7 protein-coding genes and 1 pseudogene are annotated in these 9,440 nt (G+C 59.6%); 2 read left to right on the forward strand and 6 right to left on the reverse strand.

All coding sequences use genetic code 11. From position 1 onward, the window contains the following. Window positions 1–552 (reverse strand): annotated as a pseudogene (locus AB4043_RS04815) (hypothetical protein); the annotation flags it as partial. 318 nt (window positions 553–870) lie between these two features. Here AB4043_RS04815 and eno point away from each other — a divergent pair. After that, window positions 871–2,163, forward strand: a complete 1,293-nt coding sequence (gene eno / locus AB4043_RS04820; protein WP_442306591.1) for a phosphopyruvate hydratase — start codon at window positions 871–873, stop codon at window positions 2,161–2,163. Between the two features lie 249 nt (window positions 2,164–2,412). Continuing rightward, on the forward strand, window positions 2,413–4,020 hold the full coding sequence (gene gpmI / locus AB4043_RS04825; protein ID WP_442301672.1) for a 2,3-bisphosphoglycerate-independent phosphoglycerate mutase: 1,608 nt from the start codon (window positions 2,413–2,415) through the stop codon (window positions 4,018–4,020). Window positions 4,021–4,177: 157 nt separating this feature from the next. Here the strand turns inward: gpmI and recR are convergent, their stop codons facing one another. The 5 genes from recR to AB4043_RS04850 all read right to left on the reverse strand — a co-directional run bounded on the left by recR (window position 4,178) and on the right by AB4043_RS04850 (window position 9,214). After that, a complete protein-coding gene (gene recR, locus AB4043_RS04830; RefSeq protein ID WP_442301671.1) occupies window positions 4,178–4,777 on the reverse strand; it encodes a recombination mediator RecR in 600 nt (199 codons plus the stop codon). Window positions 4,778–4,781: 4 nt separating this feature from the next. Next, window positions 4,782–5,114, reverse strand: coding sequence for a YbaB/EbfC family nucleoid-associated protein (locus AB4043_RS04835; protein ID WP_442301670.1), 333 nt, complete (start codon window positions 5,112–5,114; stop codon window positions 4,782–4,784). Window positions 5,115–5,150: 36 nt separating this feature from the next. Beyond that, complete coding sequence (gene dnaX, locus AB4043_RS04840) at window positions 5,151–7,262, reverse strand: DNA polymerase III subunit gamma/tau (RefSeq protein ID WP_442301669.1); 2,112 nt, start codon at window positions 7,260–7,262, stop codon at window positions 5,151–5,153. Between the two features lie 104 nt (window positions 7,263–7,366). Continuing rightward, window positions 7,367–8,656 (reverse strand): hypothetical protein, encoded by a 1,290-nt coding sequence (locus AB4043_RS04845; protein WP_442301668.1) that lies wholly within the window; start codon window positions 8,654–8,656, stop codon window positions 7,367–7,369. 96 nt (window positions 8,657–8,752) lie between these two features. Continuing rightward, the gene (locus tag AB4043_RS04850; RefSeq protein WP_442301667.1) at window positions 8,753–9,214 is read right to left on the reverse strand and encodes an SET domain-containing protein; all 462 of its coding nucleotides are present in this window, start codon (window positions 9,212–9,214) and stop codon (window positions 8,753–8,755) included. Window positions 9,215–9,440 lie beyond the last annotated feature (226 nt).

Consider the following 9,440-nt stretch of genomic DNA (forward strand, 5'->3'; position numbering starts at 1 on the left):
CTCCAGGTGAATCAGGGCTGCACCGCGGATCCGCTTGCCACCCCGTACTTCTGTCACGCGCCCGACCATCTCCGAACCGGCGGGGATGATGACATGGCCGTCGCGCGAGACATCCTGCGCAATCCGGGCGTGGAAGGGAGCGCCGAGCGGGGTGTCGGTTGTGGAGATCTCATCGTTGAGGTGCACACGAATCAACGTGCCCTGCGGAAGTTCACCCTTGGGGGAGGGGACGTAGGTCACGACACCGCTATCGGGGTCCGCGTCGGCATGCGTTTTCAGCTCGGCGACTGCGGTGGGAGCAGGGGCTGCCGGTACCGGCTTGGGAGCGGCAACGGGAGCAGGCATGGTCTGAACGGGAGCCGGAACAGGCGCCGGTTCCTCGCCGAGGGCGGGGGGAACGGTGGCGACGGGCTTGGCTGCGCTGGGCTTCTGCGGGGCGGCGTCCTGCGTATAGTCCTCATTGGGGGGCACGGACACGCCGCTTTGCTGCGCAAACAGCGGCGCAATGGACAGAAGCAGGGCAGCGGTGGACACAGAGTGCTTGACGGACATAAAACCTCGGGCGCGCAAGAAGCGCAATTGTATAGACCAAGCGTAGCCCCATAGGTTGCGGATGTGATCCCCCGGGAATCTTGGTTGCAAACACTGCTACAGCACCGTTAAAGCTGGCGTGGTCAGGCCACTGGGTGGTTTTCGGCTGCTAAAATTTTCTAGAAACGAGAGTTATTCCGTATGGCAGAGCTTGTCGAGATGATCGCCGGAGTGAGTGGCAGCGCTATCGCTGTCGATCGCCGACCGAAACTCAACGACCGCCTTGCCCATCGCATCGTGCGCCCCTCGGGCGTGTTGTCTACAGATTTGAGGAGAGAGATGACCGAGATTGTTTCCATTCACGCCCGCGAGATTCTGGATTCGCGTGGAAATCCGACCGTTGAGGCAGATGTCCTGCTCGCCGGTGGCGCATTTGGCCGTGCCGCTGTGCCCTCGGGCGCATCTACCGGCGAACACGAGGCTGTTGAACTGCGTGACGGCGACAAAGAGGTTTACCTCGGTAAGGGCGTGTTGCAGGCAGTCGAGAACGTCGAGAGCATCCTCGCTCCTGAGCTGGCCGGCATGGACGCCAGCAACCAGCGCCTGATCGATGCGACCATGATCGCCATCGACGGCACGGAGAACAAGAGCAAGCTGGGCGCCAACGCCATTCTGGCCGTCTCCATGGCCACCGCTCGCGCCGCTGCCGCACAGCTCAAGCTGCCGCTCTACCGCTACCTCGGTGGCGTGAATGCCTGCATTCTGCCCACGCCGATGATGAACATCCTCAAYGGCGGCKCGCACGCCGACAATACGGTGGACTTCCAGGAGTTCATGGTTATGCCCGTCGGCGCGGAGAGCTTCTCTGACGCACTGCGCTGGGGCACCGAGGTCTTCCACACGCTGAAGGGCGTGCTCAAGAAGAAGGGCCTGAACACGGCCGTGGGTGATGAGGGCGGTTTCGCTCCTTCGCTGAAGTCGAACGTGGAGGCAATCGAAGTGATCCTCGAAGCGATTGAACTGGCCGGATATAAGGCCGGTGAGCAGATCGCCATCGCGCTCGATCCCGCTTCGTCTGAGTTCTACAACAAGGAGACGGGCAAGTACGTCTTCAAGAAGAGCGACAAGCGCGAGCTGAGCAGCGAAGAGATGGCGTCGTTCTGGGAGAGCTGGTGCCGCCAGTACCCGATCGTCTCCATCGAAGATGGTCTAGCGGAAGACGATTGGGCCGGCTGGAAGCTGCTGACCGATAAGATCGGCAACTTCGTACAGCTCGTCGGCGACGATCTCTTTGTGACGAACTCCCGCCGTCTGCAGCAGGGCATCGAGCAGGGCGTAGCCAACTCCATCCTGATCAAGGTGAACCAGATCGGTACCGTCTCGGAGACTCTGGAAGCCATCACTCTCGGCCGCCGCTATGGATACACCTCGATCATCTCGCACCGCTCGGGCGAGACTGAAGACACCTTCATCGCCGATCTGGCGGTTGCAACCGGTGCGGGGCAGATCAAGACCGGTTCTGCCAGCCGTACGGATCGTATCGCCAAGTACAACCAGCTTCTCCGCATCGAAGAAGAGCTGGGCCCGGGCGCAGAGTTCCTCGGTATTGAGTCCATCAACTGCGGTGAGTAGCCGTTGTGAGGGGCTCTCTTCAAACTTCCTTTGCAACGATGGGTGCGCTGCTGCCGGCAGCCGCACCCATTGTTGCAATAGAGAATTTTCGCTGTAGGTATAGTGCAGGGCTTCCACATCTATGGGCGTTTTCCGCAATGAAAACGCCGCTGCACTCCTCTTCAGGGATACCCAGCAACAGTGAAAATGCTCTAGGGGCTGAGCCGCGAGCAGCCGAAGCAGCACATCAACGCGGAAAGTGAATCAGTAATGTCAAAGAATAAGCCGCTCGTCCTGACCATCCTTGATGGATGGGGTATCCGCACCGAGACCAAGGGCAACGCCATCGCTCTGGCCCGCAAGCCGAACTACGACCTTCTGCTGGCGGAGTATCCCAATACGACGATCCGCGCCAGCGATCACTTCGTCGGCCTCCCCGATGGACAGATGGGCAACTCCGAGGTCGGTCACCTGAACATCGGCGCCGGACGTATTGTGCGCATGGACATCGTCCGCATCGATGAGACGGTCTCAAAGGGCGATTTCTTTACCGATCCCACGCTGGTGAAGGCGATGCAGGCGGCTGCGCACGGACGCGCGCTGCATCTGATCGGCCTGGTGTCAGATGGCGGTGTGCACTCGCACCAGCGGCATCTCTATGCGCTGTTGAAGATGGCTGCAGAGCAGGGACTGAAGAACGTCTATGTGCATGCCTTCATGGACGGCCGCGATACGCTGCCGAGCTCCGGAGCCGGCTATCTGGAAGCGCTCTCCCAGAAGTTCCGTGAGTATGGCGTAGGCAAGCTGGCTTCCGTCAGCGGACGTTATTACGCCATGGACCGCGATCTGCGCTGGGAGCGCGAGGCCAAGGCCTTCGGCGCCATGGTGAAGGGGCAGGCCGAGGGCGGAGCTTATGAGGATGCCATCGCACGCGTGCGTGAGGGCTACAACAACGGCGTCACCGATGAGTTCATTGTCCCCTTTGTCGTTACCGAGCATGGCAAGCCGGTAGCAACTATTCAGGATGAGGATGCGGTCATCTGCTTCAACTACCGCGCCGACCGCGTTCGTCAGATCATTCGCGTGCTGGCTCGTAACTCGCACCTCTCCAAAGACGACGGGCGCGAGCTGCCCAAGTCCGCCGAGCTCGACCTGGAGATTCCGCGTGCCGGCGTACCGAAGAACCTGCACATCGTCGCGATGACGCAGTACGACAAGAACTTCACTCTGCCCATGTATCTGCTGCCGGAGAGCATGGATAATCTCCTGGCCAATGTGATGGGTAACGCAGAGCTTCGCAACCTTCGTGTCGCCGAGACGGAGAAGTATGCGCACGTCACCTACTTCTTCAACGGCGGTATCGAGAAGCCCTTCGCGGGCGAGGAGCGCGAGCTGGTGCCGTCGAAGAAGGTGGCGACGTACGATCTGGCTCCCGAGATGAGCGCCGAAGGAATCGCCGAAGTCGTCGAGAAGGCCGTCAACGATACAGCCTTCGATGTGATTGTCGTGAACTTCGCGAATGCGGATATGGTGGGCCACTCGGGCAAGATAGAGCCTACGGTCAAGGGTGTGGAGACGGTCGATTACTGCCTGGGCCGCCTGTACAAGGCAATCAGAGCCCGTGAAGGCGCGATGATCGTAACGGCCGACCACGGCAATGCCGAGATGCTGATCGATCCGGTCAGCGGAGGTCCGCACACGGCGCATACCACCAACCCCGTGCCGTTCATCCTGGTGACCGATCAGGGCAAGAAGATCGGCGTTCGCGAGGGCGGCTCACTGCGCGATATCTCTCCGACGATTCTCGGGCTCCTCGGAATCCCGCAGCCCAAGGAGATGACGGGAGGCGACCTGCGGGTGCTTCCTCCAAACGCTTAGCTTTCTGGCGTGCTGTCATGACCGTCGCTTTGCGTGCAGCGCTCCTGCACGTAAAGCGATGGTCCAGCGTGCCCGGCATGTAGCAAATGCTTCCCAACGAGCGAAGCCCGCTGGGGACAACCCAGCGCATGAACTTAATTGGATTTGAGGGCACGCCTTACAGCTGACGGCGATTGTCGAGAGCGCGGCTCAATGTGATCTCGTCGGCGTACTCAATATCGCTTCCGGCAGGAACGCCTGTGGCGATACGGGTGACCGGAAGGCTGGGAGCGAGCCCGTGGATTTCCTGGGCTAAATAGTGACTTGTCGCCTCTCCTTCAACGGTTGGAGAAAGTGCAAGAATCACTTCCTCTATCTCTGCTAAACGATTGAAAAGATTTGCCGTTCGAAGCTGTTCCGGACCGATGCCATTTACTGGAGAAAGAGTGCCGTGAAGGACGTGGAAAACTCCGTTCCACGTCCGGGTCTTCTCGATCGCGCCGATGTTGGTGGGCTCTTCCACGACGCAGACCAGGCGCTGGTTGCGAGTGGGGCTGGAGCAGATGGCGCAGGGATCGACGTCAGTGATGTTGTTGCAGCGCGAGCACAGGCGAAGGCTCGCCTTGAGCTGAAGAATCGCCTTGGAGAGAGCTTCGGCATCGGTCGTGCTGGAACGCAGGATGTGAAAGGCGAGCCTCTGCGCCGACTTGGTACCGATGCCGGGAAGTTTGCGCAGCTCTTCGATCAGCCGCGCCATGGGTTCTGCGAAGCGGGCCATGTTCTTAGGTTAATCCAGGAATGTTGAGACCGCCGAGGGCCGACTGAACGCCCTGTTTCATGATCTCGTCGGCTTTGCGGCCGGCTTCGTTGATGGCGGCCTTGATCAGGTCCTCGAGCAGCTCGATATCAGCAGGAGAGCCCATGCCCGAGGAAAAGGCCGTGGGGTCGATCTTGAGAGAGAGCAGCTCTTTCTTGCCGTTCATGCGTGCCGTAACCATGCCGCCGCCCGAGGAGGCTTCGACCTCGGCCTGACGGAGCTTCTGCTCCATCTGCTCCTGCATCTGACGGGCCTGGCCCATCATCTCTCTCATCTTCGCGATGTCGGAAAAATTCATACGCTTGTTGGACGGTTTGTCGTTCGGTTGAGGATTCTATTTTTCGCGCAGATCGATCACGGTTCGGATCTCTGCGTTGAAGAGCTTTTGCGCCTGCTGCACAATCGGATGCTCCATGGCCGAGGCCTTGATGGAGCCCGCTGCGGCAGGCCTATCCTTTTTCGCGGCGGCGTTCGCTGCTGAGCCGGCCAGCAGCATCAGCTTCAGGTCTCCGGCGCCCTGCAGTCGCAGCGAGGTCTTGATGATCTTCTCCGCCTCCGCGTTGATCAGCAGCTTCAACATGCCGGCAGAGAGTGTCGTCTGGATGCGCAGCTCATTGCCTTCGATGGTGAAGGTGGACTCATCCATCTGGTCGGCAGCGGAACTGTGGCCCTTGCTGGCGGAAAGCTCATTGACGATGGCGTTCTGCAGGGCAGCGATGTCGTAGCCTCCGGCAGCCTGAACTGCGGCGGGGCTTGGCGTTGCGACCGCTGTAGCGACAGGAGAGGGAGCTGGAATCACTAGCTCCACTGGAGGTGAAGGTGGCGCCATGACGGGAGCGGGCGGAGGAGCCATCACAGGTTCAGCAATGGGTGTAGCAACCGGCTCAGCAAATACGGCTATGGAGGGTGCTACCGGTTCCGGCGTAGCAGCAGGAATCGATGCCTGCGGTGCCTCCATTACTGGGTCATCGACAACAACTGGGGCTGCGACTTCTTGCAGGGGCGCAGGGGCCGGAAGCACGGGTTCAGGAGCCAATGCCAGGTTGCCTGCTGTTTGATCGATAGGAATGACGTTGTTCAGCGTTGGCCGCGAAGACATCTCTGTCTTGCGGGAGCGGTCTGCCTCAAAGGGAGAGAACGCTGGTTTCGCCGGAGCGGCTGCTGTGGTCGAGGTGGTGCTTCCAGGCTGCCCGCCGGAGGGACGTGCCGGTGGAGGCGTTGCGGATCGTACCGGCGGCGCTGCAGCAGGGCGTGGGCTGGCCCCCGTCGGTACAGGGAGCTGGCTGAGCAGGTCTTCCACCGGCAGCAGCCGCTGCAGATGAACCAGCTTCAGCAGGCCGAGCTCCAGATGGAAACGGGGCTCCTGCCGGAAACCGAGATCGTCGAAGGTGCGCAGCATCACCTGCAGAAAACGCGTCAACTCTTCTTCGGTGAACAGCTTGGAGCTGCGGGCGGCGCGACGGCGTTCATCCTGCGAGATCTGCAGCAGGTCGCTCTGATTGTTCTCTTCGGTCAGGTTCGCGATCTTGGCGACGACGCAGTTGCGCAGGTAGCGCACGAACTGACGGGAGATCTGTGTCGGGGAATTCCCGGCGTCCAGTAGCCGTGCTGCTGTCTGAATGACAACAGCCGACTGGTTCGCGCTGACAGCCTCGAGAATCTCTTCAAAGACCGTGTTCGGGACACTCCCCATCAGATCGCGAATCTGGGTAGCGACGAGCTGTGCCTTGCCGTCCACCACCGGAGCGGAGGCGATGGCCTGGTCCATGATGGAGAGCGCGTCGCGCATGGAACCGTCACCTGCTTCCGCCAGAAGAGCGAGTGCGGCGTCATCCGCAGCGACCTCTTCCTGTTGGGCAATACCGCGCAGCTCGGCCAGGATGTCATCATGGCGAACTGCGTGAAAGCTGAAGTGCTGGCAGCGCGAGCGGATGGTCTGCGGAATGTTCTCCGGCTCGGTGGTCGCCATCATGAAGACGATGTGGTCGGGTGGCTCCTCCAGCGTCTTCAACAGAGCATTGAAGGCGGCATCGGTGATCTGATGTGCCTCGTCCAGGATGTAGATTTTGTAGCGGTCGCGTGCCGGGCGGTAACGGGCGGCGTCACGCAGCTCGCGAATCTCATCGATGCCGCGGTTGGTGGCGGCGTCAATCTCGATGACGTCCACGGCATTACCCTGACGGATCTCGACGCACGAGTCGCACTTCAGGCAGGGCTCGGCGGTGGGCCGCTCAGCCGAGCCGATGGCATTGCGGCAGTTCAGGGCCGACGCAAGAATGCGGGCGATGGTCGTTTTGCCGATACCGCGATGGCCCGAAAAGATATAGCCATGCGCGATGCGCTGCTGCTCCAGCGCATTGATAAGCGTCCGGGTGACGTGATCCTGTCCGGCCACGTCGGCAAAACGGAGAGGGCGATACTTGCGGGCAAGAACCTGATAGGCCATTGTTACTGGCGTTGATTGTATCGCTGTGCGGGGTGTGGATTGGGGAGCCGCAAATAGGAGACCCGGCTCCCTGAAGGCAGCCGGGTCTCCTGTCGTAGTTTCTCTTATGGCTTGAAGTTGCCTGAGACCATGCAATCGTTGCAGCCAGCGGGCAGGGATTCCGCGTTGGCAAGGTAGTTTTGATTGTTGGTGATCTTCAAATAAAACGGTGTCTGTCCACCGTCGGAGCACACAGGATAGGCTTGGGTCGGGCTGCTGCCCTGGTCATCGACGAACAAGTTGGTCGATATCGTGAGGAAGCCGACGTTGTTGCCGGCGCTTTGGTGTAACCGGACGCCGCAATAACCGCCTGATGCGCCAGCCTGCCCATTATCAATGAATTGATTGTTTGTGACCTCGCCATAAACGGGAGTTCCACTGGTCGAATCGACAAGGATTCCATCCATCCTCATCGTTTGCACCCGATTGTTGCTGAAGGCCCAATGGTTTCCATTCTGGTAGAACCACGCTGCGTAGGCTGTGACCCCGGCGCCGACGAATGAATTCTCGCTGATATCCACATGCAGATTGGGGACAGTAGGCAACGTATTGTGAATGACGATGGCGGCTTGTCCGCTACTGTCTTTCCAGAACGAGTTATTTTTGACCCTGACATTGCTGGCAGACTCCACGTAGCTGGATGCGGTATTGCCTGCGCAGGAGTTGTCATGGAAGTTAATGTCCGTGGCATCCGGATGTGCTCCGCCATTTTGGCCGTTGAAATCGAAACACTGATAGCTGTTTGTCACAGAGTTGTCGTGATAATCGATATGCTGGCCATTGTCCCCAACGGACAAGCCGATAGATGGCGTCGTGATTTTATTGTGATCAGCGGTAATGTTCTGGCTTGGTGCCGATGTGGATCCCTCAGCCCGTATTCCGAGTAAAGCAGGATAAACGGGGGAAACGGAGGAGTGCAGCGTCATATCGTGAACACGCACGTTTGAAGATCCCCACACACGGATTGTCGGAACCGCTGTCGTGCCAAGCGAATCGGTGTAGAGGGTGCAACCGCTGAGTTCGACGTTATCGACATTGACAATGTCAATCACCCCCGAATAATCACCGGTCGTACTGCTGAGTGGGGTGGACGAGATATTGGTATATATCGGCGCCGAGGCGATGCAATGGATACGGACGTTGGATTTCGTCACCGTGACAACGCTGTTCAGTAGGAGGGTCGAGGTCGACGGAGCGATCTCGAGAGTGCATCCTGTGGTGGACGAGCAGGTTGCGATCGCAGCATTCAGCGGCGCTGCAATGTCGCCGCCTGAGGCGGGGGAAATGATCGTCTGCGCAAATACCGCTTGGGAGGTAAGTACGCAGCAGATGAGAGCGGGCAGTAGGTGTTTCATCGTTCGGTGAGGCCTCCTGCCTAAGGACTGTATCAGCGGCGATGCCGATACAGTCCCTCCTGAACAATGAATCCTGTCTGAATCGGGGTCAGTTGGTTACGCCCGGCCGACTTTTGCAGTTCGTGCGGCGATGCGTTTACGCCGGCGGATCTCCTCTTCGCTGAACATCGTGCCGCGGCAGACGTTAGCGCCGCAGTAGCACGGCTGGTCCTCTTCGTCAGAGTCGTAGAGGTTGTACTCGTAGGTCAGCTCTTCGCCGGGGGCGATATTGCGCAGGGCGACGACAAAGACACGTTCATCGATCTCCTGCGTCTCGCAGTTCGGGTCGCAGGAGTGATTGATAAACATCGCCGCACCGAAGCCATCGATCACCGTATTGCGATCGCCCACGCCGAACAGGTAGGTGACGAAGCGGTCAGCATAACGTTCGTCGGCGACATCCTTAGTGATGCGCGGGCCGTCATATTCAACGATGCGTGCGCCCTTACGGATGGGCGTAGTGGTATAACAACCGGCTGCGTGGATGGCGCTGGAACGGATGACGAGTGTCGCTGGCATAGATTGTGTGGGTGTATCCCTGTGGGGAGAGAGTAGCACGGAACGGCTGTGAACAAATGGGGTGACCTGGGTTGGCGGCGCCACCGGTCACGGCGTCTAATACGACATATGCGTTGGCTGGTTTTGAGTTCGGTCGTGATGTTGAGTGGTCTCTGCTGGTCGCAGTCACAGCAGCCCGCGAAGCCGTGCCAGGATGCGGCAGGTAAAACCGTGGCCTGCGACGACC

Source organism: Terriglobus sp. YAF25, assembly GCF_052113305.1.
In the GTDB taxonomy this organism is placed as follows: domain Bacteria; phylum Acidobacteriota; class Terriglobia; order Terriglobales; family Acidobacteriaceae; genus Terriglobus.